Here is a 24321-nt window from a genome sequence, read left to right on the forward strand (position 1 = left end):
GTCGTGCGCGGCGCCGTCGGCCGCGCCGCCCCGCCGCACCCGCAAACGAACAGCCGGGGCCCAACGCCCCCGGATCCCAAAGGAGTCGACATGAACGCCACAGCCTCCGAAACCGGTCTCGCGGAACCCCACCTCGCCGAGGTGCTGGCCGCCGTCGGACTCGACGTCGAGTATGTCCGGGCGGAGGGCAACACCCTCTACCGACTCGACGAGGATCAGCGCGAGGTCCCCGTACTCGATTTCGTGGGGGGCTTCGGGTCGCTGATCCTCGGGCACAACCACCCCGAGATCGTGGCCTTCGCCCAGGACCTGCTCCGCTCGCGGCTCCCGATCCACGCGCAGTTCTCGCGGGCCCCGCACGCCAACCGGCTGGCCGCCGCCCTCAACTCCGTACTGAGCCGAGAACTGGGCGACGACGAGCGCTACTTCGCGATCTTCGCCAACAGCGGTGCGGAGGCGGTCGAGGCGGCCGTCAAGCACGCCGAGTTCGACCGGATGCTCAAGGTGGCCGCCCTGAGCGAGGAGATCAACGACCACGTCGCGCGGATACGCACCCTGGTCCGGGACGGCCTCGTCGTGCCGGCGGCGGGCGCCCACGAGAGGTTCGGCGACGCGGACCGCTCCGGTGACCCGGTGCGGGACATCGAGGAGCTGATCGCCCGCGTCGATCGCTGGAACGCCCCGCGGCTGTCCAGGGCGCCCCTCTTCCTCGCTCCCGAAGGCGCCTTCCACGGCAAGCTCGTGGGCAGTGTGCAGCTCACCCACAACGAGGCCTTCCGGACGCCCTTCAAGGCGCTGGCCGCGCAGGCCCGCTTCGTCCCCCTCGACCAGCCGGAAGCCATCCGCAAGACCATCGACGCCGAGCGGACCGTGCTCCTCGACCTGGCCGTCGAGGACGGCACCGTCACCGTGGTCGAGCGGGACTTCCCCGTCTTCTGCGCCTTCGTCCTGGAACCCATTCAGGGGGAGGGCGGCATCAACGTGGTCAGCCGGGAGTTCGCCGAGGCGGTCCGCAAGGCCTGCGACGCGATCGACTGCCCCGTCGTCGTCGACGAGATCCAGAGCGGCATGGGGCGCTCGGGCGCCTTCCTCGCCAGCTCGCTCATCGGGCTGCGCGGTGACTACTACACCCTCGCCAAGAGCCTGGGCGGCGGCGTCGCCAAGACGTCGGTCGCGCTGATCCGGGAGTCGCGCTACCGCAAGGAGTTCGAGCTCGTCCACAGCTCGACCTTCGCCAAGGACGGATTCTCCAGCCTCGTCGCGCTCAAGGTGCTGGAACTCCTGGAGGCCGACGACGGCCGGCTGTACCGCGTCGTCGAGGAGCGCGGCAGGAGCCTGAGGGCGATGCTCGACGCGGTCAGGGCCGAGTTCCCCGACATCCTCAAGGACGTGCGCGGTGCCGGTCTGATGCTGGGCGTGGAGTTCCAGGACCAGTCGGGGTCCACCGCCGCGACCATCCAGGGTCTTTCCCGCTCCGGCTTCCTCGGCTACGCCGTGGCCGGGTACCTGCTGCGCGGCCACGGCGTCCGGCTCTTCCCGACCGGCAGCGCTGCGAACACGCTGCGCCTGGAGCCCTCCGCCGGACTGACCGACGCCGAGATCGCCCAGCTGGAAGCGGCCCTCAAGGACGTCTGCGCCGTTCTGCGCGACCAGGACGAGGGCCGCTTCATGGCGTCCTGACCTCGCTCTTCCCGTCCGTGACGCCCCGGCCCGAAGCGGCCCTGCTGACCTGACCAGGGCCGCTTTGTCCAAGGTTTGTGTGAGCTTGGACCGCGGCGCAGCAGCATGGTGGCCGGATCCTGGCAGTCCTGGGCCGCGGTGTGCGCACCGTGCTCCGGCGGCCGGTGCCGACGATGCGTTCGGATGGGGGAGTCATGGAGTTTCGTGTACTGGGGCCGCTCGAGGTCGTTCACGAGGGCAGGCCGGTGGAGTTGAGAGGAACCAAACAGCGGGGCACGCTGGGTTGCCTGCTGCTCCAGGCCAACCGGGTCGTACCGACGAGTCGGCTGCTGAACGCCCTGTGGCCCGACGACAACGCGCCGACGACGGCCCGCAAGATCCTGCAGAACGCGGTGTACGGACTGCGCGGAGTCCTCTCGTCCGGGCCGGACGACGCCCCTGGCGCCGCGACCCTGCTGACCCAGCCGCCCGGCTACATGCTGCGCGTGGCACCCGAGCAGGTGGACCTGCACCTGTTCCATCGGTGGGTCGGCGAGGGCCGCGACAAGCGCGCGCAGGGCGCCCCGGCCGAGGCGGCCGCGCTGCTGCGCGACGCGCTGGACCTGTGGCGCGGCTCCGCCCTGGCGGACCTCGTGGAGGCCGGCATCGAGTGGCCGGAGCTGGCCTCCCTGCAGAACACCCGGCTCGACGTGACGGAGGACTACTTCGACGCGCAGCTCGGCTGCGGCCGTCACCACGCGGTCCTCGCGGAGCTGGAGACCATGGTGGCCGCCGAGCCACTGCGGGAACGGTCCTGCGGCCAGCTGATGCTGGCCCTGTACCGCTGCGGCCGGCAGGCGGACGCGCTCAACGTGTTCAGCCGTGTGCGGTCGCTGCTGATCGAGAACCTGGGCCTGGAACCCGGCCATGCCATCCAGGAGCTGCAACGCGCCATCCTGACCCAGGACCCGCTGCTGTCCCTGGACCCGGCTCCGGCGCGCTCGGAGCCGGTGCGCATGACGACGGTCCCCCGTCAGGGAACCCGTTCCGAGCCGGTGGGCCCGAGCGTGCCACGCACCGAGCCGTCCCGCCCGGAGACCGCGCACCGTCCCGCCGAGCGCACCGGCGCGCCGGCCGAAGCCCGCACGGAAGCCGCCCCGCAGCACTCCGGGATGCAGCGCCGCCTGGTCACCGTCGTGTCGGTCCGCACCCGGCTCACCCCCTCCCTGGGCGACGGCGCCGGTGACGGCGTGGACGACCTGCTGGACGCCGCCGTGACGATGGTCCGGGGACAGGTCGAGCGGCACGGCGGCACCGTGACGGCCTCGATGGGCTCCGTCACGCAGGCGCTGTTCGGGCTCGACGGCCCGGACGACGCGGGCGCGGACCAGGCCGTGCCCGCAGCGCTGGCGATCCGCGATGTCCTCGAGGTGCGCGGCGGTGGCGAGCCCGGCCCGGCACCGCTGTCGGTGCGTGCCTCGGTCATGACCGGCGAGGTGCTGCTGCGGTACTCCGGCCAGGGCGAGGCGCCCACGGCAGTCGGCGCGGTGCTGGACGAGTCGCAGTGCCTGCTGTCCGACATGACCGACGGTCAGGTACTGGTCAGCGACACGGTCCGCCGGGCGACCGAGGACACCGTCTCCTATCGTCCCGCGGACGCCCGTCCGTCCTACTGGCTCGCCGTCGGACACCGGGCCGTGCGGCAGCAGACCGGAGCGGAGGACCCGGAAACGGCGTACGAACTCGACCTGCTGTGCGGGCTGGTCAAGCGCAGCCGGGAACGGGGGATCCCGCACGTGGTCACGGTGCTGGGGGAGTCCGGTGCCGGCAAGAGCCGCCTGCTGCGGGAGTTCGGGAGCAGGCTGGGCTCCCGTCCGGGCGCTGCCACGGTCCTGACGGGCCGTACCCCGGCCGCGCCCACCGAGCACCCTCTGAAGGCCCAGGCGCAGATCCTGGCCGCCTACTGCGGTATCCGGCCCGGCGACGATCCGGAGTCGGCCCGGTCGGCACTCGACGCCCAGGTGCGCTTCCTGTTCCGTTCCGACCGGACCGCGCGCCGGATCGGGTCGTGCCTGATGCCGCTGCTGGACGCGCGGACCGACGCCGCGGCATCGGCGGTGCCCGCGGCCGAGACCCTGGCAGCCTGGCGGGACTTCTTCCAGGAGGCGGCGCAGCACCAGGCGGTCGTGCTGTGCCTCGACGACCTGCACCGGGCGGACACACGTGTCCTGGACGTCGTGGAGGAACTGGCCGAGTCCGCCGGGCCGGTCCCCCTCTTCGTGGTCGTCTCGGCCAGCCCCGAACTGCTGCTGCGCAGGCCTGCCTGGGCCGGGGGCAAGAGCCACGCGACCACCCTCACCCTGGGCCGGGCAGAGGAGGCCACCACCAGCAGGCAGCTGGTGGAGTTCCTCCGGTCGGCCGCGCGTGAACTGCGCGAGGTGGGGGACGCCTACACACCCGCGGCCGGCTGAACCGGCACAGGGCCGCTGTGCGGGGGGTTACCTGTGAATGAGCGTTCAGGGATTTGCCCGCCCTATGTTCTGAGTATCAGACTCCTGAAGGGTTCGGCATGATTTCTGTATCCACTGACGAGATTGCCAACCGGATTTCGATGACACCGTCATCCCTGCGGGAATCGATGGCGCGCTTCGCCACAGGTGTCATCGTGCTCAGCGTGGGTGGAGACGACATCCATGGAATGACCGCAAACGCTTTCACCTCGGTATCGCTCGACCCGCCCACGGTGCTGTGCTGTGTGGCCCACAGCGCGGTGATGCACAAGGCACTGCTGGCACAGAAGCGGTTCGCCGTCTCTGTCCTGGGATCGGACCAGGAGGATCTGGCCCGTCATTTCGCCGACAAGCGTCGCCCTTTGGGGCCGGAGCAGTTCCACCGGGTCGAATGGGAACCGGGCGAGTTCACCCAAGCCCCCTTGCTGCACGGTGCGCTGGCCTGGCTGGAGTGCGAACTGACCGAGTTCCACGACTCCGGCGACCACTCGATATTCCTCGGGACCGTGATCAACTCGAGCAAGAGCGCCGACGGCTCCGGACTGCTCTTCTTCGACGGGGCGTTCCAGGGGACCGGATCAGCCGACGCGTCATGAGCGTCTCCGAAACGGCCATCGCCCAATGGTTCGTCGACGCCCTCAACGAGGGCCTGAACAGGTCGGTTGTCCATACGCTGCCGCGCAGGGCGCAGAACGACGACGTCCTGGCCGATCCCTTCGCGGCCTCCGTGCTGAGGCGTTTCGAGGACTGCCTGCCGACCGTGCTCGGCCCCCGGGAACGTGACGACCGGGCCCTGCACACCGCACTGGTGCGACGGGCCCGGGACCTCCTTGCGCGCGCCCTCGCCCCCGTCCGGGAGCCGGCCCGCCGCCGTCCGTTGCCGACCCCGCCGACACTGCCGGACCGGCAGGAGGCGGTGGTGGCGACCCTGCTCCTGGAATGCGCCGTGACCCTGCTCATGGAGCCCGGGAACTCGCTCGCCCCGCCGCGCGAACGGGTCGCGCTCGTCCGCGCGTTGGGTCGCTCGCTGCGTGAATCCCCAATTCCGGATTCCGCGTGAAGACCGCACCCGGGCCTCGCCACGGAATGCCGTGGCGAATGTCTGCCAGAATCCGCTCATGACCAGTTCTCTTCTTTTGGACAAAGTAGTTCTCGTCACGGGGGCGAGCAGTGGAATCGGTGCGGCGGCCGCGCGTGTCTTCGCCCGGGAGGGCGCCGTCGTGGTCCTCACCGCGCGCAGAAAGGACCGGCTGGACACGCTGGTGGATGAACTGCGGGCCAAGGGAGCACAAGCGGCGTCCGTCGTCAGTGACGTGTCGGTGAACGAACAGGCCGCGGCTGCCGTGGATTTCGCCCTCTCCGAATACGGACGCCTGGACTCCGCTTTCAACAATGCCGGAACGGGCGGCGACCGCACCCCTTTGCACCTCATGCAGGACGATGTGTACGACGCCATCATGGACGTCAACGTGCGCGGCCTCTGGAACTGCCTGCGCCATGAGATAGCGGCGATGCTGAGGCAGGGGCGGGGCGGTTGCAGCATCGTCAACAACAGCAGCGTCGCGGGACTTGTGGCGATCCCGGCCGCCGCGCCGTACATCGCCTCCAAGCACGCGGTCGTGGGCTTCACACGGGCCGCTGCCGACGAGTACGCCAAACAGGGCATCAGGGTGAACGCCATCGCCCCCGGCACCACCCACAGCGAGATCACGGCGGACTGGTTCGGGCGCAACCCCGGACTGGAAGGGCTCGTCAACTCCCTCACCCCACAGGGAAGGACGGCGGCTCCCGAGGAGATCGCGGAGGCGGCCGCATGGTTGCTGAGCGACCGCTGCCCGTTCCTCACCGGCGCCGTGGTGCCGGTGGACGGAGGCTTCGTCAACCAGTGACATGACCGGCCGGCCGGGGCCGGGCAGGTGTCCCCCACCGCCCGGCCCCGGCCGCGTCCGTGCCGTGGTTACCCCGCCCGTCCGGTGAACTCGACCCGGAAGGCCTGCTGTTCGCCCTGGATCCCGGTGACGACGAGGCCGAGCGTGTCCGGCCCCTGTGCGGACGCAGGCTCGGCCACGATCCAGCAGGGCTGGTCGAACTCGACGTACTGCTGATAGGTGACCGCGACTTTCGTGGGCTCGAAGCACGCCGGTGGCGCCGCGGCGTGGGCGGCCTGCTGGGCGGCCTCCAGGAGGGCCAGCCCCGGCACATGGTCGACGGGATGGTCGAAGAGCAGCCGGTTGTCCACGTCGTAGCGCAACTGCCAGCGCAGCGGCTCGTCGGTGGCGGCGAGGACGACGTCGCCCTTGGTGGGGCGGCAGACCGCGTTCGGTTCGATCGGGTCGGGCACCGGCCACTGCCCCCAGGCGACGTCGAGGTGATCTCCGCGCAGCCGCCGGTATGCGGCCGGCGAGACCCAGCTGAAGACCGAGTCCGCGTGGACCACGGTCTCGCCCTCGTACGCGATGCGGATGTCGAGGTCCAGGCTGTTGCCGGCGGGTTTGCCCGTGTGCCCGGGTCCGGCACCGTCCTTCACGACGACTTCGACGTCCAGTTCGGACCGCTGGTCGTGCGGCACTCGGAAGCCGGGCGCGATGGTGAAGTTGAGATGGTGTAAGAGGGTCTGATGGGTGAGTGGTACCCCCCGTTCGGCGTGGCCCACGATCAACCCGCTCTGCCTGATGGTCTGGGTCAGGAGGCGAGGGTCGTAGGGCCACTTCTCGTAGGAGGCCGGCCAACGGGCGGTCAGGTCGAAGCTGTGGTCGGTTATTCGGTGCCAGCCGGTGACGAGCACCGATGAGCCGTGACGCAGATGGGTGTAGGCGGCCAGGCTCTCCGTCGACCGGCGGGCAGGCGGGAGCTGTTCACTGTGCTTGGGCAAGGTTCCCCCAGGTCCATGCGTGGAGCTAGTGAGCTGAACTTGTAAAGTACCGGTCTTCCGGTCGGTTTTTGGGCCCGAGTAAATGTGACTTCAAGCACGAGTAAAGATTTCATCTGGAGGCCACGTTGGCGAGACAGGAACGAGCGATCCGTACCAGGAGGGCGATCCTCGAGGCGGCCTCGGTGTTGTTCAACGAGGTGGGGTACGAGGCGACCACGATCGGCGCCCTCCTGGAGCGCATCGACCTCACCCGGGGCGGCCTCTACTTCCACTTCACCACGAAGGAACAGCTGGCCCGGGCGGTGCTGGACGAGGCCGTGACCCTGGAAGGGGTGCGCCCCCAGGCCTTCAAGCTGCAGGAATGGGTGGACATAGCGCTTCTCCTCGCCCACCGGGTTCCCCGCGAGCCCCTCCTGCGCGCCTCGATACGGCTGTCGGTCGACCCGCTCTCGCGGGCTCTGTTCGGCACCCGGTGGCCGGACTGGGTGGCTGTGGGGGAGTCCCTGCTCGTCGAGGCGCAGGAGAAGGGGGAGTTGCTGCCCCACGTGGATCCCGCCGAGACGGCGCGGCTGCTCGTGGGTGCCTGGACCGGGGTGCAGCTGGTCACGGAGGTGCTGCCCGGCCGGACCCTGTCCGAGGAGATCTCCAGCCTGTTCGCGCTGATCCTTCCCAACGTCGCCTCCAGCGGTGTGCTCGCGCGGCTGGACACGTCCCCGTACCGGGCCGAGCGCCTGCTGAAGGAGGCGCGTTCCCAGGCCGACTGACGTGCGGGAGCGGGCCCAAGTGCCGGCGACGACGCCGACACGGCCGTAGAACCGGACGAAGCATCGGTTTACGTCGTTCGCAACCACTCCAGGACCACCGACCGGTCATCGGCTCACCGCCGTGATCCTCGGTTCAAAGGGGTGGATTCGAACTTGTCTTTGCCTAAGATGCTTACCGTCCGGTTTTTGAGGGCCTCTTGACCCGGTCCTCCCGTCGTGCGGTCCGGCAAGCGCCGTACCCGCCCCTCCGGTGACCGATGTTTCGCCTGGCCAGAGGCGATCCTGAAGTCTCGGAGCGGGTGTGCGCCGGAACCGGACCACCCGCCGCTTTTCGCGGTGGGACAAGGGGGATCAGCGGGCGACCGCGGCGCGGCCGCGGCTACGGCTGCCATCCGCGACAGGGGGATCGATGGACGGAGAGCTGTCTCAATCCAAGGGCACGGGGGGCACGTTGACGCCCCCGTCGTCCCACCAATTCTGCGGTGAGTTCGCGTCACTGCTGTTCGCCTCCCTGCGCCGCAGGGAGCAGCGCCACAAGGCGCGTCAGTACGTCTGCGGCCTGCTCGTCGAGCCGGGGCGCAAGACCCTGCGCAATGTCGCCGCCCAGTTCGAGGGCGTGGGGGCACGCCAGAGCGTCCACCACTTCATCACCGCGTCCTCGTGGGAGTGGATGCCGGTGCGGCACGCCCTCGCCCGGAGCGTGCACGAAGCCTTCGACCCGCTCGCCTGGGTGATCAGCCCCACGGTGATCCCCAGGGCCGGCAGCCACACGATCGGTGTCGACGAGCACTACGTGCCGCAGCTGGGGCATGCCGTCAACGGCCAGCGTGCCGTGGGCGCGTGGCTCTCCTCGGGCCGCTGCGCCCTCCCCGTCGGCTGGCGGCTGCTGCTCTCCGACCGCTGGATGCGGGAGCCGCTGCGCCAGCGGGCCGGCATCCCCGCGGGAGCCGCCGCGGGCACTCTCGACGACTGCGTCCGCGGGCTGGTGGCCGACGCCGTGGAGGCCGGCGGGGTGCCCCGCGTCCCGGTGGTGGTGGACGCGGAGCTCGCCGACGCCGTGGGGCTGGCCCGTCATCTCGCCTCCCGGGGCCTGTCCTTCCTCGTGCGAGTCGATCCGGCCGAGCACCTGCGCCTGGACCCCGTCGAACTGCCCATGTACGGGGGCCGGGAGCGTCCCGCCGGCGAGCTCGTGAAGGCCCTGACCCGCCTGCGGTGGGCGGTGAACCCGGGTGACGGTCCGACCCTGGCCGCCGCCATCCCCGTTGTCGGGCCGCGGGTCCCGCCGTCGGCCGGCGGTGCCGGACTGTTCCTGGTGAGTGAGCAGATCCGGGACGGCCGCTCCGACGGCCGGCTCTGGCTGACGGACTCCCCGCCCGCGGCGCTCGCGTCCGCCCTCGCGCTGACCCGCCTGCCGGACGTGGTGCAGCGGGACTTCGGCGCGATCTCGGAGAGCGTCGGCATGCGGGACTTCGCCGGCCGCTCCTTCCCGGGCTGGCACCGGCACGTCACGCTGGCGTCGGTCGCCCACTGCATCGCCGCCTGGCCGATGCGCACCGCCGTCGGCGTGTGAGGTCGGACACAGAAACAAGCTTACCGTCCGGTAACTTGACACTTTCTGTGCCTCGACGGCGCTTCGACTCGAACCATCTTCTTACTGTCGGGAAAGCCGCACCATGTCCCGACGCCCGCCGCAAACGGCCCCGGAACCAGGAGTGTCCGCAGTGCAGATCAGTCTTCTCGGCCCCTTCGAAATAGTCACCGACGACAACCGGACCTTTGCCCCCAACGCACCGAAGCTCTGCCAGATCCTCACCGTGACCGCGCTCCAGCCCCGAGAGGCCGTGGCGACGGGCACCCTCATCAGGGAGCTGTGGGGCGAGGACGCCCCCGCCGCCGCCACCCGGACCCTGCAGACGCACGTCTACCACGCCCGCCGCATGCTCTCCGACATGCGAGTGACCGCGCCCGGAAGGCAGTTGCTGGCCACCCAGGCGCCCGGTTACCGCATCGACGTCAAGGACGAGGAGGTGGACGCCAGCCGCTTCGAGCGGTTCGTCCAGCGGGCCCAGCGCAAACTCGTCGAGGGCGAACTCCACCGGGCGGCCGAGGACCTGAAGCAGGCCATGTCCCTGTGGCGCGGCCCCGTGTTCAGCAACGTCCCCGCCGGAGACGTACTCGTCGGAGAGGCGGCGCGGCTGGAAGAACTCAAGATCCGCGCCCTCGAACTGCGGGCCGAGACCGAGCTCCGGCTCGGCCGGCACCGGGAGTTCCTCCCCGAGCTGCGGTCGCTGGTCAACAGCCACCCCCTGCACGAATGGCTCCACGGGCAGCTCATCACCGCGCTCCACCGCGCGGGCCGCCGGGCCGAGGCCCTGCAGGCCTACCAGAACCTCTACCGCATCCTCAAGCGCGAACTGGGCCTGGCGCCCTCGGTGGAACTCCAGCGTCTCCAGGCGCAGATCCTCAGCGCGGCCGGCCCCGAAGCACCCCTTGCGCTGCGCCTGCGCATCGACCACCGCCCAGGCGCCGTACCCGCCCCGGTGCCCACCACGGCCGTCGCCAGTTGAGGCCAGGACCGCAGTGGATGGGCGGTTACCGCACGATGCGCGGGCGGTTCGGCAGGCCCCGTTAGCGTGCACGTACCCCGACTCCGGCGACGCGGAAAACCGTCACCGGGACGCGGAGGGACGCGGGACGGCGGCATGCCGCCGCACCCCTACGGACGCCCGTATCGCGGCCCCTCAACCCAGACCAGCACAAGGAGACGTGGTGACCACCGCAGCCATCGACGCCGACACCGTCGTGCACGCCGTCCAGGAGATCGTTCCCAAGCTCCGTGAGAACGGACAGCAGGCCGAGGAACAGCGCTGGATCCCGCAGGAGAACATCGACCTCCTGGAGAAGGCCGGCGTGTTCAGCATCGCCACGCCCGGCCGCTTCGGCGGGCTCGACCTGCCGGTCGCCGAACAGACCAGGATCCTGGCGGAGATCGCACGCGGCTGCCCGTCCACGGGATGGGTCGCCTCGGTGTGGGTCTCCAGCACCTGGCTGGCCACCCTGTTCCCGGACCGCGCCCAGGAGGAGATCTTCGCGCAGCCCTCCGTACGCGTCTCCGGCGGCTTCACCCCGACCGGCAGCCTCACGCCGACCGAGGGCGGCTACCTCCTCAACGGCAGCTGGCGCTTCAACACCGGTTGCCGCGGCGCCGACTGGAACATCGCGGCCACCGTCCTGGAGAACCCCGACGGCACGCACGCCGAGGTCATCGCCATCGTGCCCATGTCGGAGTTCACCATCGCCGACGACTGGCACACCTCCGCCGCCTCCGGCACCGGCAGCTCGACCAGCACGGCGAAGGACGTGTTCGTGCCCGCCCACCGGGTCGTCGACTTCGGCGAGGCGATCTACAACGTCACCCCCGACCGCACCAACACCGGTGCGAACGGCCGCAACTACGGGCTCTTCGCCTTCGTGATGGCCGAGACCGTGGCGACCTTCCTCGGCACCGCCCAGGGTGCGCTGGAGCTGTTCCTGGAGCGGATCCCCGGCCGTGCCATCGCCTACACCTCCTGGGAGAACCAGGCCGAGCACCCGCTGACCCAGATCCGGGTGGCCGAGGCCGCCAACAAGATCGCTGCCGCGAAGGCCCTGGAGGCCGGGTGGCTGAAGGTCCTTCAGGACCGCGCCGACGCCGGTGAGCAGCCGACGCTGGAGGAGAAGGCCGCCGTCCGGGGCCAGGGCGCCTACGCCGTGCAGCTCGCCAAGGAAGCCGTCGAGATCCTCTACCGGACCAGCGGCGCCTCGGTCATCCAGCGCAGCGTCCCCCTGCAGCGGTTCTTCCGGGACGTCGAGGGCTTCTCCCTGCACGGCTTCCTGCTGCTGAGCACCAACCTCGAACTGCACGGGCGGGTCCTGCTCGGCCTCGACCCCGACACGCCGCTGCTGTAAGGCCGTTGGGCCCGGCCCGAGGGCTCCCCAGAAACCGTCGCATCGACCACGCGCAGCCTCGCCGCTCGGCTGTGCCGGAGGACTCCGAGTATGAGCACGAACACCGCCCCGACCGCCGGCACCGCGGTCACCGTGATCGGTCTGGGCATGATGGGAACGGCCCTGGCCGACGCGTTCCTCGGCCAGGGCCACCCGACCACCGTGTGGAACCGTTCCCCCCACAAGGCCGAGCAGCTCACCGCCCGGGGCGCCACCGGAGCCGCCACCGTCGGCGAGGCCGTCTCGGACGCCGCCCTCGTGATCGTCTGCCTCTCCAACGACGAGGCAGTGCACCAGGTCCTCGAACCCGAGACCGAGAACCTCAAGGGCCGCGTCCTGGTCAACCTGACGTCGAGCACACCCGAAGAGGCCCGCGACACGGCCGCCTGGGCGGCACGGCACGGCATCGAGTACCTCGACGGCGCGATCATGGCGATCCCGCCGCTGGTCGGACAGCCCCAGGCGCTCATCTTCTACGGCGGCTCGTCCAGGGCGTACTCCGACCACGAGCAGACCCTGCGCGTCCTGGGCGGCGCGACCACCTTCCTCGGCGAGGACACCGGCCTGCCCTCGCTCTACGACGTCGCCCTGCTCGGCATCCTCTGGGCGACCGTGGCCGGCAACATCCACGCCCTGGCCCTCGTCGGCAGCGAGGGCGTCACCGCCGAAGCCTTCCTGCCGTACGCCACCGGCTGGCTCAACCACGTGGCCGTGCCCTTCCTGCCCAGGCTCGCGGAAGAGGTGGACCAAAAGCAGTACGCCACGGAGATCTCCACGCTCAACGTCAACAGGGAAGCCATCGCGCACCTGGTGAGCGCCTCCCACTCCCAGGGCGTCAGCCCGGAACTGCTGCTTCCCGTCCAGGCCCTCATAGAACGCCGGGTCGCGCGCGGCCACGGCTCCGACAGCCTGTCGAGCCTCATCGAGGAACTGCGCGATCCCGCCACGTGAGCCGTGCCCGTCCGCACCCCAGATCATCAAGGAGACACCGTGAGCCCCGACACCCGTCCAGGTGACCCCGCGATACCGCCGGCCGCAGACCAGGGCGCGAGCCGACGCACCGTGCTCCGGGCCGCCGGTCTGACCGCTCTGCTCGGCGCCACGGGCGTCACCCGTGCCGCCGCCGCGGAACCCGCGGAGGCGGGCGGTCACGACGTCATCGTCATCGGCGCCGGCTTCGCCGGTGTCACCGCCGCCCGCGAACTGAGCCGGGGCGGGCTGCGCCCGCTCGTCCTCGAGGCCCAGGGCCGCATCGGAGGACGCACCTACACCGCCGAGTTCGCCGGCGAGAAGGTCGAACTCGGCGGCGCCTGGTTCGACGAGGGACACCCGCACGCCTGGAAGGAACTGCTGCACTACGGCCAGCAGCGCACCGTGGACCAGGCCCCCGAGGTGGCGTTCTTCCCCGCCGAGCAGGGCTATCGCGCCTACGCCCCCGCGGAGGGGTTCGGACGGCTCGCCGAACTGGTCACCCCCGTCTTCGACGGATCGAAGGAGTACTTCCCGCGTCCGCTCGACCCGTTCGCCCGTGAGGACCTGGTGGGTCCGCTCGACCGCACGACCCTGATCGAACGGATCGACGCGCTGAACCTCGCCCCGGTGGACCGCGCCTGGGTCACCGGCAACCTCGGCGGTCTCTCGGGTGGCTCCGCACGCGGCTCGCTGACCCAGATGGCCCAGTGGTGGGCCCTGTCCGACTGGAACTACGACAAGTTCTCCAGCGCCACCTCCTCCCGCCTGGTCCACGGCACGGCCGCCTTCATCGAGGCGATGCTCGCCGACGCCGACGCGGACCTGCGCCTGAACTCGCCCGTCACCAGGATCGAGGACAACGGCAGCCACGTCCGGGTAACCACCAGAAGAGGTACGACCTACCGCGCCCGCGCCGCCGTGGTCGCCGTACCCGTCAACGTCTGGAACCGCATCACGTTCGCGCCCGGACTGCCCGCGGAGTACCGCCGCCTCGCCGAGGAGACCGTCGCCGTACCGTCGGCCAAGAAGATCTGGCTCCACCTCCGCAGCGACCAGGGCCTGTTCTACGCCGCCGGAGCGGAGGGCGTGCCGGGCATCGGTGACGTCATCCCCACCCAGCGCCTCGGCGACGGTCACCTCGCCTACGCCTTCAGCACCGACCCCGCTCTCGACGTGACCGACCGCGCCCAGATCCAGGCCTCCCTGCGGCGCTGGGCTCCCGACACGGAGGTGCTCGCCGTGCGGGGCCACGACTGGGGCAACGACCCCTACGCGCGCGGCGGCTGGACCTACAAGCGCCCCGGCCAGCTCACCGGACCGCTGCGCGCCGTCCAGCGCCCGGTCGGCCGCCTCTCCTTCGCCGGCAGCGACATCGCCCTCGGCTGGAGCGGCTGGGTCGACGGCGCCATCGAGTCGGGCCTGCGTGCCGCCGGCCAGGTCCTCGGCCGGTGAACACCCATCCCGCGACCGTGCCGGAGAAGCGATGACCGATCAGACAGCATCCCAACGCACCGATCCCATTCGTATCGATCCCAGCGGCAGCGACCTCCACGCCGAGGGCGACCGGCTGCGCGCCCGCGGACCCGTCGCACAGGCCGAACTGCCCGGTGGCGTGACAGCCTGGGTGGTGACCGACGCCGACCTGGCCAAGAGCCTGCTGACCGACGACCGGGTCTCCAAGGACGCCTACCTGCACTGGCCCGCCTGGGAGAACGGCGAGGGAGAACTGGCCCGCAGCTGGCCGCTGGCCTCCTGGGTGGCCGAACGCAGCATGATCAACGCCTACGGCGGCGACCACCGCAGGCTGCGCAAACTGGTCGCCAAGGCGTTCACCGCCCGCCGCACCGCCGTCCTGCGCCCCACCATCGAGACGCTCGTCTCGGACCTGCTGGACGACATCGCCGCCACCGCGCCGGGCCGCCCCGTCGACATCCGCGGCGAGTTCGCCTACCCCCTGGCGATCCGGGTCATCTGCGCGCTCCTCGGCATCCCGGCCGCCATGCGCGCCGACCTCTTCCGGGTCGTCGCCGACATGTTCCGCACCTCCGCCACCCTGGAGGAGGTGCAGGCCACCGGCGAAGAGCTGTACGGCCTGATGACGGCACTCATCGCGCACAAACGCCAAACGCCGGGCGACGACCTGGTGAGCGCGCTCATCGCCGCGCGCGACGACGAGGAGTCCGCCGGACTCGACGAGACCGAACTCGTCGACATGGTCCTGCTGATGATCGGCGCCGGCCACGAGACCACGGTCAACCTGCTCGACCACGCCATCCACTCCCTGCTCACCCATCCCGAGCAGCTGCGCCTCCTCCAGAACGGCGACGCCACCTGGGACGACGCGATCGACGAGGCGTTGCGCCACGAGGCGCCGATCGCCAACCTGCCGATGCGCTTCGCCGTCGAGGACATCGACACCGGCCAGGTGACGATCCCCAAGGGCGACGCCCTGATCATCTCCTACAGCGCGGTGGGCAGGGACCCCGCCGTCCACGGCGCCGACGCCGACGCCTTCGACATCGCCCGGCCCACACGCCACGACCACATCTCCTTCGGCCACGGGGTGCACCGCTGCGTCGGCGCTCCGCTCGCCCGGCTGGAGGCCTCGCTCGCCCTGCCCGAGCTCTTCGCCCGCTTCCCCGACATCGGCCTGGCCGTGGCCACGGACGAACTCCAGCCCCTGGAGTCGTTCGTGTCCAACGGTCACCGCACGCTGCCCGTCCTCCTGAAGCAGGCCTGACCATGGAGGACGAGCTGTTCGACTACGTGATCGTGGGCGCCGGGTCGGCAGGCTCCGTGCTGGCCGCCCGGCTCACCGAGGACCCCGCCGTACGCGTCGCGCTGATCGAGGCCGGCGGACCCGACACCGACCCCGCCATCCGCGTTCCCAGCGCCTCACTCGCCTTGCTCGGTACCGAACTCGACTGGGGATACGAGACGGTGCCCCAGCCCGGCATCGACGGCCGCAGCGTCGGCTGGCCCCGGGGCAAGGTCCTGGGCGGCTCCTCGTCGCTCAACTTCCAGATGTGGATACCGGGTTGCGCCGACGACTACGACGCCTGGGGCCGCGCCGCCGGCCCCACTTGGTCCTGGGACACCGTCCGGCCCTACCTGCGCAAGGCGGAACACTGGGCCGGAGACCCGGCCGAGGGGACCTCGTACGGCGATGACGGTCCCCTGTGGATCTCGCCGCCCCGTGATCCCGACCCGACCACCGCCCACTTCCTGCGGGCCTGCGCCGAACTCGGGCTCGGGCCCGTGCCGGGCGGCCTCGGCGGCCCCCACCTGGGCGGCAGCGCGCTCACCCCGCTCAACCAGCGGCGCGGCACCCGGTGGAGCTCCGCCGACGGCTATCTGCGCCCGGCCCTCGAACGCGACAACCTGACCCTGTTCACCGGGCAACAGGCCCGGCGCGTCGTGCTGGAGGACGGCCGTGCCCGCGGCGTGGAGCTGGCGACCGCCCGTCTCATGGCACGCCGCGAAGTCATCCTCAGCGCGGGGGCCATCGGTTCGCCGCACCTCCTCATGCTGTCCGGTATCGGCGACGAGCGGGAACTGTCGGCCGCGGGCGTCGAGCCTCGCGTCCATCTCCCCGCAGTGGGCCGCAACCTGCACGACCACGCGACGCTCGACGTGATCCGGCACGCGGTCGACCCCGTACGCCTGGCGGACGCCGAAACGGCCCGCGCGAAGCAGCAGTTCGAGCAGGACCGCACCGGTCCGCTGACCTCCAACATCGCCGAGGCGGTCGGGTTCCTCCGCAGCGACGGCCGGCCGGGTCCGCCCGACCTCGAAGTGATCTGGGCCCCGATCGCCTTCCAGGGCGACTCCCTCGCCGACGGACTGACCGTGGGCGTCGTCCTCCTGCAACCCGAGAGCCGGGGCACTGTCACGCTGAAGGACCCCGACCCCGCGACGCCGCCCCTGATCGACCCGCGGTATCTGTCGGCCGGTGCGGACCTCGAACGGCTCGCGGCGGGAGCCCGCTTCGCCGAACGTCTCTTCACCACCGACGCCCTGCGTCCCCTGGTGGCCGGGGCCATGGCCCCCTGGGCCGACGGCATGAGCGACGACGCCCTGCACCAGCACGTCCGGGAACACACGAGCACCCTTTTCCACCCGGTCGGCACCTGCCGCATGGGCCTCCCGGACGACGACACCGCCGTGGTCGACCCCGAACTGAGGGTCCGAGGCGTCCCCGGCCTGCGCGTCGTGGACGCCTCCGTGATCCCCCGCATCATCCGCGGCCACACCCACGCCCCGGCCGTCATGCTGGCCGAGCGGGCAGCGGCCCTGATCCACGGCGAGCCCCGGTAGCCGAACCGGGCACAGAACGGGCGAGGCCCGGTGGTACCCCCCGGCCACCGGGTCTCGCCTCACGTCCGCGACAGACCGTCCGGCGTCTTCGGCCGACCTGCTTGCCGAGCCCCTCGCGCGCGACGGGCCGGGGGCGATGACGGGGAGGCGCACGGCCTGGGCCGACCACGTTGCCGTTCCTGCCGGGCGATCTCCGGCAGGGTGCTCACCGTCCTGCTCGCCGCGGGAGACGTCCGGCGAACGGTACGCTCCGATGCCGGGCCTCGGCTCGGCCCGTGCTCCCGCGGCCCGAGCCGCGAGCACCGCCGCGGCCTGTGCCCGACGTGGCCGAGTCCGAGCGTTTCCAGAAACCGGGTCTGGTGCGCCGCCAGCTGCCTCTCTCCGACCCAACCGTGCCCGGACGCGCCCAGGTCTTCCTCGCCGCTGCCCAACTGGTCGGTGGTGGGCCGAACTTCGGGCGTTCTTCGGGTGGGGGTTCACACGAGCACAGGCCCGCTGCTTCGCTGGCCATGTGCCGGACGAACGCTGGAGGTCGCGTGGACGGCGGTAGCGCGACCGCCCTCCTGACCGCGGTTGCGGGAGTCGTCGGGACGTTGCTGTCCGCGTTGTTGACCCAGCGCGCGGCGGACCGCAGCCGGCAGCGTGAGCAGGAGCGGGCCGAACAGATGCGAAAGCAGCGCAGCGAGGCCCAGGAACTGCGGTCGTGCTACGTGGCGCTCAACACGACGGCTCGCCAGTATCTGGCCGCGCTCACCGACCACGTGCACGCCCTGGGCCGGGGCGAGGATCTGCGGTCCGTGCGGCAGCGGCTGACCGAGGCGCGTGACCAGCACCGGGACGTGTACGCGGAGGCTCAGATGCAGGTGCCGGAGCGCGTGCTCGAACTCGCGGGCGACCTCAGCCATGACCTGGGCGCGGTGTACGGCATGGTGCGGCGTCTGGACGACGGTGCGCCGCGAACGGGGGACTCGCCTGCCGCCGTGCAGGAGAGCATCGACGCGCTGTGGGACGGGCTGAGGGAGGTGCGCCGCGCGATGCGGGCCGATCTGGGCGCTTCCCGGGCGGATTTGGGGCGTTGACGAGGAGAAGCGCGGGATCTCGTCGCCATACGTCCGGCCGATCGGCATAGTGGCCTTGATTCCAAGGGCTGTCGAGTTCTCGGGGGAGAGCCAGGATGTCGGTGAGCGACGAGGAGAGCGGCGGCGTCCAGGGGCTGCGGGCCTGGGCGGCGGACGCCGCGGAGCGGGTCAAGCGGCTGACCCCCGCCATGGGCGCGAGAGATGTGCCGCCTCAGGCGTACGAGCCGTCGATCGCCGAACTCGACGAGCTGGCAGGGCTGTTGGACCATGACCCCGTTCTGCGCAGCGCGGTGAGCGTGTGGCTGGGCGGTGCGCTGGCCATGCGGTACTCCGCCGGGGGTGGTGAACCCGCGGACCGGGAGCGCGCGGAGCGGCTGCTGCGGGAGGCGCGGGACCGTGGGACGGCACTGGGAGCCGCGGCGGGCGACGAGCACCGGCGGTGGGCGGCCTTGTTCCTGGTGTCGGTCATCGCGCCGATACGGTCGCAGCAGGGCGGGTACGGGGCGGTACCCGACCTCTCCGCCTTGGTCGACTGGTTCTCGCAGGCGGGGCTCGCCGGGATGGCCGCCTTCAACACGGAGCTCGAGGAACTGACCGCGGAGGTGCTCCAGCTGCCGTTGCCGCCGTCGTTTCTGGCGGAGTTGCGGCAGATGCAGGGGATCTTCTCGACTCCCCCGGGGGCGGAGTTCACCGACCTGCTGACCAGCATGATGCCCGCGGGGGATCCCCACACGGACCAGCTGCGGCGGATGATGAACCAGATGTTCGGCATGGCCGGCGCCCCTGCGGGCGGGCGGACGGACGCCTCGGGACCCGCTGCCCCAGGACCTCGTAGGAGCCCTGATGCCGGGCCGTCCCGGAAGCCCGACTCGTCCGCCGCTCCGGATCCCGACCCCGCCCCGGCCCCCGACCCCGCCTCCGGGCCCGGGCTCACCCCCGACGACATCCGTCGGCTCGCCGCCGGCCTGGACGCCATGAACGCCGCCACACGTGGCCTCGACGACGTGCTCAACAGTGGTGACCCCGAGGCGTTCAACGAAATTCTCCGCCGACTGGGCTCCGTACAGAAGAACCCGCCACCTGGTCCGGACCCGACCGCCGGGCTGGAGGCCATGCGGGCGCTCCTGCTCAACATCAGTTCCGTGGCCGGCGGTGCGAGGCAGGACCAAGCGGCCGGACGGGCCAACCTGCAGAAGATCGTCGACCACTTCGCGACGCTCGAAGGGTCGGCGCCTACGGGCGTGACGGGTCATGCCGTCCTGGGGCGCGCGATCGCGCTGTACACCAGGGTCCTCGACGCGGGCGAGTCGGAGGACGTCGAGGCGCTCCGGGACCTGGTGGACGAGGCCGAGGCGCTGGAGAAGTCCGTCCCTGAGGACCATCAGTTCCGCTACATGGTCCTCTCGACGCTGGGCGCGGCCTACTGCCGGCTCGGCATCGTCACCCGGGACCGGGAGTTGATGCTGCGTGCCCTGCCGTACATGGAGAAGGGGATATCCGGTGTCAGGGACAGCGGTCTCCCTTTCGCCGACGAGATGCCCTTGCCGTACATCCCGGACATCGATCTGGTGCGCGCCGGCCTCACCGGCGACCCGACGCAGGCGCACGAGCCCGTTCGCCTGCCCCCGGACGCCTCGACCGAGGATCTCCACCGCTCCGCGCACTCGGTCGCCGTGTACTACTCCCTCAACCGTGACCCGGCCGTCCTGGACAGGCTGATCGACGAACTGGAGCGGGTCCGCGACCGCGTCCGGGAGGGGAGGGCGCCGCGGATCGCCGCTGAGGCGCTGTGGAATCTGGCCATGGCGTACCGCGAGCGCGACGTCCTCAACCACGACGTGCAGAACATCAGAGCCCTGGAAGCCGCCCAGGAGGCGCTGACGGTGCTCGCCGCCGACGTCCTCCTCCAGTCGGGTGCGGAGCACGGCCTGCTGGCGGCCCGTTCCGGGGCGAGCAGGGGTGTTCAAGCCGCTCTGTGGGCGGCCTCGCAGGGACGGCTGCACGAGGCCGTGGCCGCTCTGGAACTGGGCCGGGCCCTGGTGCTGCACGCGGCGTCCACCTCGTCAGCCGTCCCCGAACTCCTTGATACGGGCGGGCACCACGATCTCGCCGAGGCATGGCGGGCGGCCGACTCCGGCCGAAGCCCCGCTGCCGCCGACGACGACCGCGTCCCCGACGAACTGCCCGGCAGGCTGCGCCGCCAGGCCCTCGAAGCCCTCGGCTACCGGCGCGAGGGCGGCCTGCTCGGCACGCCCACCCTGAGTGAACTCGCCGACGGAGTCGCGGAGAGCGGCGCCGACGCGCTCGTCTATCTGGTTCCCTGCGAGGACGGAGACGCCGGCGTGGCGATCGCGGTGAGCCCGGCACTCGGAGCCGGGCTGTCGGTGCGGCCGCACCTGTCCGGCGCCGAGAGCGGCCCGCTGGAGCGCTACCTCGACGCCACCGCCGCACGCGACGCCGCCGCACGCGACGGTGGCCACAGCGACCCGTCAGTCGAACAGACCTGGGAGGAGGCCCTCAAGGCGCTCTGCGACTGGGCCTTCCAGGTGCTCGGCCCCGTGCTCGCCGACGTGGACAAGGGGCTCGGGGCCGACGGCCGGCCGCTCAGGATCGTCCTGGTGCCCTGCGGCCGACTCGGCCTCGTCCCCTGGCACGCCGCGCGCTACCCGGACGACGCGCCTCACCGCTACCTGTGCGAGACCGATGTGATCAGTTACGCGGCCTCGGGCAGTCAGTTCCTGCGTACGGTGGGACGCGCGCCGCGGGATCCGGCGGCCGCCCCCGTCCTGCTGGCCGACCCGACCCTGGACCTGACGCATGCCGAGGTCGAGGTCATGGCCCTGAGGGACGCCTTCTATCAGCAGGCCCGGATGGTCGGCGGGATCTTCGAGATGCCCGAGGAGGAGCTGGTCCCCGGCACTCCCGACGAGGTCCTCGCGTTCCTCGCCGACGGGGCCTCGCTGCTCCACGTGGCCTCGCACGGATCGGCGGGTACGCGTCCCACGGTCTCGGCACTGCATCTCGCTGCCCCCGGGTCCACGGGTGGCACGTCCGCCGAAGCGAGCGGACCGGAACCGGATCCGGGCATGTTGACGGTGACCCGGCTGCTCGATCGGTCGGCCCCTCGACGAGCCGTCGAGGACGGGCCGTTGGTCGTGCTGAGTGCCTGTCAGACCGACCTCAGCACCCGCGACCACGACGAGGCGCTGACCCTCACCACGGCGTTCGTCTCGGGTGGAGCGCGGGACGTCGTCGGATCACGGTGGACGACCAACGACAGCGCGTCGGCGCTGCTGATGGCGGTGTTCCACCACCACCTGACCGTCGAGGGGCTCAGCCCCGTCGACGCGCTCAGGGCCACGCAGCAGTGGATGCTCGACCCGCACCGTGAGAACCCCGGCTCGCTCGGCGGCGAGCTGCTGCGGCAGATGCGGCGACCGGACCTCGACCGGATCTCACTCTGGGCCGCGTTCATTCACCAGGGGCATCCAGGGGCGGGGAGAAACCAAGGCAGGACAAACAGGAACAGGACAGGAAGAGGAAGGGGGAACGGATGAATGACGGCCGCGAGAGTTCGGCCGGCCGGCTGCTTGCCCTGATCGGGGAGCACCGGACCACCATCCGCGAGGCGCTCGACGACGAGCAGTACACGGTGCTGCTCGCCAGGCTGGGAGCCCTCACCGAAGCGGCGCCCGACGACGACAGGGCGGTCCGCAGGGCACTTCAGGGCGTCCGCCTCGCCCTGCTGCGTCTGCCGTTCGACCATCCGGTGCGCGTCGTTCTGGACCGCACCCGACTGGTCGCCGCTCCGCCCGAACCGGCGACCGTGGCGGGAGCGCGGGAACTGATGGCCCTGCTGTCGTCGAGCCCGTCGCCTTCCCCCGGCCCCGAGGCGACCACCCCGGACCAGCCGCTCCTGGCGCCGGCCCTTTCGGCGGAGGAGGCGCGGGCCCGGTGCGGCGGCGCGGCCCCGCCCCCCGAGCTGATCAGGCTGGCGGATCCCCAAGGCGGCGACCGCTACCCGGAGTTCCAGTTCGCCGCGGGCAGCGGCACCCCCTACCAGGTCGTCCTCGAGGTCAACCGCCTTCTCCTCGCGGACATCGACCCCTGGGGCGCCGCGGCCTGGTGGCTCAGCGGGAACACCTGGCTGGGCGGGACGCCCGCGTCGCTCCTCGGCCGGCTGCCCGACGAGCAGTTGGTGGGCGCGGCCACCGCGCTGGTGGAGGGGGACTGATGACCGGCCACTTCCCCATGACCCCGTTGGAATTCCGCCCCGTCCGCCATGAGATCCCGGCCGGTACGGAGCTGTGGCGGGTGCACAACACCAAGTACAGGCCGGACGAGTTCAACCCGAACCTCGCGGACCCCTTCGAGTTCAGGAACGGCAACCGTTTCGACGGCACGCCGCTCGATCCGTATCACTGCCTGTACCTGGCGGACACCCCGACCACGGCCCTCGCGGAGAGCGTGCTGCGATCCAGGCCCTTCGAGCCATCGGCCGGCATGCGGGTCATCCCCTACGCCACGGTCTGGCGCCGGTCGCTGAGCGTGCTGCGCACCAGGTGCGAACTGACCCTGGTCTCCCTGATCGAGGCGCCCGACCTGGCCGCCGTCTGCCAGGACGCCACGCTCCTGGAGGACGAGCGGAACTACGTACAGGCAAGGCGCTGGGCGAGCGAGATCCGCGCGCAGGCACCCGACGTCATGGGGCTGATCTGGCAGTCCCGGCACAACCGGCCCCAGCGCGCCCTGGTGCTCTTCCACGATCGGTTCGACCACGGTGACGGCGGACCGCTGGAGGTGTCGCCGACGGAAGGAATTCCGGAACTCGACTCCGACGCCGGCATCGCCCGGGCGAACCAGCTTCTCGAACCGTTGCGGTCGAAGATCTCGCAGCCGAGAAGGGAGTGACGAGCCGAGGTCGATGGGTCCGCTTGTCCGCAGGTGATGCGTGAGCCATCGTGAACGCATGTCATCGTCCCATCCTGACCATGCGTCACTTCTGGCTGAACTCAGGAAAGTCAGGCTCACGGGGCTGGTCCGGCTGCGCGGGCGCGCACTGCCGGCCCTGGAGGCGGCCGCGGAAGCGGTGACCGCGGGCGCGGCCCGGACTCCGGGCGCGGCTGTCGAGGCGCTGCTGCGGCTCGCCGTGTCGCACCTCGACGCGGGCACGCTGCGCACCGCCGCCGAGTACACCCTGGGCCTGGCGCAGGGAACCCGGGACTGGCCGGCGTCCTCGCGTCGCGACAGGGCGGCCTCGGTGTACGGCGTGAGTATTGAGCGCTTCCGTAAAGAACACGAGGTGATGGTCCTCGGCGAGGTCGCCGAGCACATCCTGCGGGTGGTGTCGCAGGAGAGCGGGGCGACCGGCGCCGCAGAGGACGAGTGGAGCGTCGGCACCCACCGGTCCGTGCAGGTCCGGGCCGGCGCTCGGCAGGTGGGGCTCACCGTCCATGTGCACCCGGTGGACCTGTTGCGGGACGTGGACGTGGTCGTCTCCCCGGTCAACGTCCACCTCGCGCTGCCCGAGCCGTACAAGTCGTCGGTCGGCGCATCGCTTCGCCGGGCGGCCTCCGTGCGTGGCGTGACCGGGGACGTGGTGGACGACCCGCTCCACGACGAACTGCGCGACTGGGCTGCCCGGCACGGGACCGCGGGACGCGCGGTGCTGCCCGGCACGGTGGCCGCCACCGGCTCGGGGGCCCTGGCCGGACAAGGTGTGCGGCGGATCTACCACGCCGCGATCGCCGTTCCCCGGGCGGGGACCAACGACTACGACGTGCTGTCGACCGACGTCACCCGGGCGGTGTCCCGGGCTCTCACGCTGCTGGCAGAGGAATCCGACCGGCACGATCCACCGCTGCGCTCGGTGTGCTTCCCGCTGCTCGGCTCGGGGCGCGGCGGGCTGCCGTATCAGGTCAGTCTGTCCGCGATATGGGCCGCCGTCGAGGCGGAGTTGGCGCGCGGAGCGTGCTGGGACGTCCACTTCGTGGTGCGCGCGCCCAAGGCAGCAGCGCTCGTCGAGCGCATCCCGGCCGGGATGTGACCGGTCCGCGACCGGTGTTCGCCCGGGTGACCCGGTGGAATGGAGGGAAGTCCCACCGCTCCGCATGAGGAGAAGCCAGGGGGGCTACGGGGATGCGGAGCGGTGGGACGGATGA

Annotated in this window: 19 protein-coding genes; 18 read left to right on the plus strand and 1 reads right to left on the minus strand. The window is 71.3% G+C overall.

Translation table 11 applies throughout. The features are described 5' to 3' along the window. The first annotated feature begins 90 nt into the window (after positions 1-90). From EJ357_RS35210 to EJ357_RS35230, 5 genes are all read left to right on the plus strand, one after another. The gene (locus tag EJ357_RS35210) at positions 91-1680 is read left to right on the plus strand and encodes an aspartate aminotransferase family protein (protein ID WP_126395720.1); all 1590 of its coding nucleotides are present in this window, start codon (positions 91-93) and stop codon (positions 1678-1680) included. Positions 1681-1874: 194 nt separating this feature from the next. Beyond that, complete coding sequence (locus tag EJ357_RS35215) at positions 1875-4130, plus strand: BTAD domain-containing putative transcriptional regulator (RefSeq protein WP_175647627.1); 2256 nt, start codon at positions 1875-1877, stop codon at positions 4128-4130. A gap of 98 nt (positions 4131-4228) precedes the next feature. Continuing rightward, positions 4229-4765, plus strand: coding sequence for a flavin reductase family protein (locus EJ357_RS35220; RefSeq protein ID WP_126395721.1), 537 nt, complete (start codon positions 4229-4231; stop codon positions 4763-4765). Further along, on the plus strand, positions 4762-5229 hold the full coding sequence (locus EJ357_RS35225; protein ID WP_126395722.1) for a hypothetical protein: 468 nt from the start codon (positions 4762-4764) through the stop codon (positions 5227-5229). Before EJ357_RS35220 ends, EJ357_RS35225 begins: the two co-directional genes overlap by 4 nt. A gap of 58 nt (positions 5230-5287) precedes the next feature. After that, positions 5288-6058: a glucose 1-dehydrogenase gene (locus EJ357_RS35230; RefSeq protein ID WP_126395723.1), complete on the plus strand. Its 771-nt coding sequence runs from the start codon at positions 5288-5290 to the stop codon at positions 6056-6058. Positions 6059-6126: 68 nt separating this feature from the next. Here EJ357_RS35230 and EJ357_RS35235 read toward each other — a convergent pair whose 3' ends face one another. After that, positions 6127-7041, minus strand: a complete 915-nt coding sequence (locus EJ357_RS35235; protein WP_126395724.1) for a ScbA/BarX family gamma-butyrolactone biosynthesis protein — start codon at positions 7039-7041, stop codon at positions 6127-6129. Positions 7042-7166: 125 nt separating this feature from the next. Between EJ357_RS35235 and EJ357_RS35240 the strand changes: the two genes are divergently transcribed. The 13 genes from EJ357_RS35240 to EJ357_RS35300 all read left to right on the plus strand — a co-directional run bounded on the left by EJ357_RS35240 (position 7167) and on the right by EJ357_RS35300 (position 24206). Further along, positions 7167-7805 (plus strand): ScbR family autoregulator-binding transcription factor, encoded by a 639-nt coding sequence (locus EJ357_RS35240; RefSeq protein WP_126395725.1) that lies wholly within the window; start codon positions 7167-7169, stop codon positions 7803-7805. A 451-nt stretch (positions 7806-8256) separates the two neighbouring features. Further along, on the plus strand, positions 8257-9375 hold the full coding sequence (locus EJ357_RS35245; RefSeq protein WP_228472710.1) for an IS701 family transposase: 1119 nt from the start codon (positions 8257-8259) through the stop codon (positions 9373-9375). 151 nt (positions 9376-9526) lie between these two features. Continuing rightward, entirely contained in the window at positions 9527-10372 is an 846-nt protein-coding gene (locus EJ357_RS35250) for an AfsR/SARP family transcriptional regulator (RefSeq protein WP_126395727.1), read from the plus strand. Positions 10373-10574: 202 nt separating this feature from the next. Then, complete coding sequence (locus EJ357_RS35255) at positions 10575-11753, plus strand: acyl-CoA dehydrogenase family protein (protein ID WP_228472711.1); 1179 nt, start codon at positions 10575-10577, stop codon at positions 11751-11753. A 90-nt stretch (positions 11754-11843) separates the two neighbouring features. Next, positions 11844-12743 carry an NAD(P)-dependent oxidoreductase gene (locus EJ357_RS35260; protein WP_126395728.1) on the plus strand — a complete coding sequence of 300 codons (900 nt, stop codon included), beginning with the start codon at positions 11844-11846 and terminating at the stop codon, positions 12741-12743. 39 nt (positions 12744-12782) lie between these two features. Continuing rightward, positions 12783-14216, plus strand: a complete 1434-nt coding sequence (locus tag EJ357_RS35265) for a flavin monoamine oxidase family protein (RefSeq protein ID WP_228472712.1) — start codon at positions 12783-12785, stop codon at positions 14214-14216. A gap of 31 nt (positions 14217-14247) precedes the next feature. After that, positions 14248-15504 carry a cytochrome P450 family protein gene (locus EJ357_RS35270; RefSeq protein ID WP_126395729.1) on the plus strand — a complete coding sequence of 419 codons (1257 nt, stop codon included), beginning with the start codon at positions 14248-14250 and terminating at the stop codon, positions 15502-15504. A gap of 2 nt (positions 15505-15506) precedes the next feature. Continuing rightward, positions 15507-17081 (plus strand): GMC family oxidoreductase, encoded by a 1575-nt coding sequence (locus tag EJ357_RS35275; protein WP_126395730.1) that lies wholly within the window; start codon positions 15507-15509, stop codon positions 17079-17081. Positions 17082-17617: 536 nt separating this feature from the next. Then, positions 17618-18160, plus strand: a complete 543-nt coding sequence (locus EJ357_RS35280; RefSeq protein ID WP_126395731.1) for a hypothetical protein — start codon at positions 17618-17620, stop codon at positions 18158-18160. A 95-nt stretch (positions 18161-18255) separates the two neighbouring features. After that, positions 18256-21717: a CHAT domain-containing protein gene (locus EJ357_RS35285; protein ID WP_126395732.1), complete on the plus strand. Its 3462-nt coding sequence runs from the start codon at positions 18256-18258 to the stop codon at positions 21715-21717. Beyond that, positions 21714-22394 carry a hypothetical protein gene (locus tag EJ357_RS35290; protein WP_126395733.1) on the plus strand — a complete coding sequence of 227 codons (681 nt, stop codon included), beginning with the start codon at positions 21714-21716 and terminating at the stop codon, positions 22392-22394. The genes EJ357_RS35285 and EJ357_RS35290 overlap by 4 nt, the downstream gene beginning before the upstream one ends. After that, entirely contained in the window at positions 22394-23071 is a 678-nt protein-coding gene (locus EJ357_RS35295) for an RES family NAD+ phosphorylase (RefSeq protein ID WP_126395734.1), read from the plus strand. Before EJ357_RS35290 ends, EJ357_RS35295 begins: the two co-directional genes overlap by 1 nt. A 58-nt stretch (positions 23072-23129) precedes the next feature. Further along, positions 23130-24206: a macro domain-containing protein gene (locus EJ357_RS35300; protein ID WP_126395735.1), complete on the plus strand. Its 1077-nt coding sequence runs from the start codon at positions 23130-23132 to the stop codon at positions 24204-24206. Positions 24207-24321: the final 115 nt, after the last annotated feature.

The sequence above is a fragment of the Streptomyces cyaneochromogenes genome, from assembly GCF_003963535.1.
Taxonomy (GTDB): Bacteria; Actinomycetota; Actinomycetes; order Streptomycetales; family Streptomycetaceae; genus Streptomyces; species Streptomyces shaanxiensis.

Coding starts and splice junctions, on each gene's coding strand:
- EJ357_RS35210 (WP_126395720.1), top strand. CDS start 91: ATGAACGCCACAGCCTCCGAAACCGGTCTCGCGGAACCCCACCTCGCC.
- EJ357_RS35215 (WP_175647627.1), top strand. CDS start 1,875: ATGGAGTTTCGTGTACTGGGGCCGCTCGAGGTCGTTCACGAGGGCAGG.
- EJ357_RS35220 (WP_126395721.1), top strand. CDS start 4,229: ATGATTTCTGTATCCACTGACGAGATTGCCAACCGGATTTCGATGACA.
- EJ357_RS35225 (WP_126395722.1), top strand. CDS start 4,762: ATGAGCGTCTCCGAAACGGCCATCGCCCAATGGTTCGTCGACGCCCTC.
- EJ357_RS35230 (WP_126395723.1), top strand. CDS start 5,288: ATGACCAGTTCTCTTCTTTTGGACAAAGTAGTTCTCGTCACGGGGGCG.
- EJ357_RS35260 (WP_126395728.1), top strand. CDS start 11,844: ATGAGCACGAACACCGCCCCGACCGCCGGCACCGCGGTCACCGTGATC.
- EJ357_RS35270 (WP_126395729.1), top strand. CDS start 14,248: ATGACCGATCAGACAGCATCCCAACGCACCGATCCCATTCGTATCGAT.
- EJ357_RS35275 (WP_126395730.1), top strand. CDS start 15,507: ATGGAGGACGAGCTGTTCGACTACGTGATCGTGGGCGCCGGGTCGGCA.
- EJ357_RS35285 (WP_126395732.1), top strand. CDS start 18,256: ATGTCGGTGAGCGACGAGGAGAGCGGCGGCGTCCAGGGGCTGCGGGCC.
- EJ357_RS35290 (WP_126395733.1), top strand. CDS start 21,714: ATGAATGACGGCCGCGAGAGTTCGGCCGGCCGGCTGCTTGCCCTGATC.
- EJ357_RS35295 (WP_126395734.1), top strand. CDS start 22,394: ATGACCGGCCACTTCCCCATGACCCCGTTGGAATTCCGCCCCGTCCGC.
- EJ357_RS35300 (WP_126395735.1), top strand. CDS start 23,130: ATGTCATCGTCCCATCCTGACCATGCGTCACTTCTGGCTGAACTCAGG.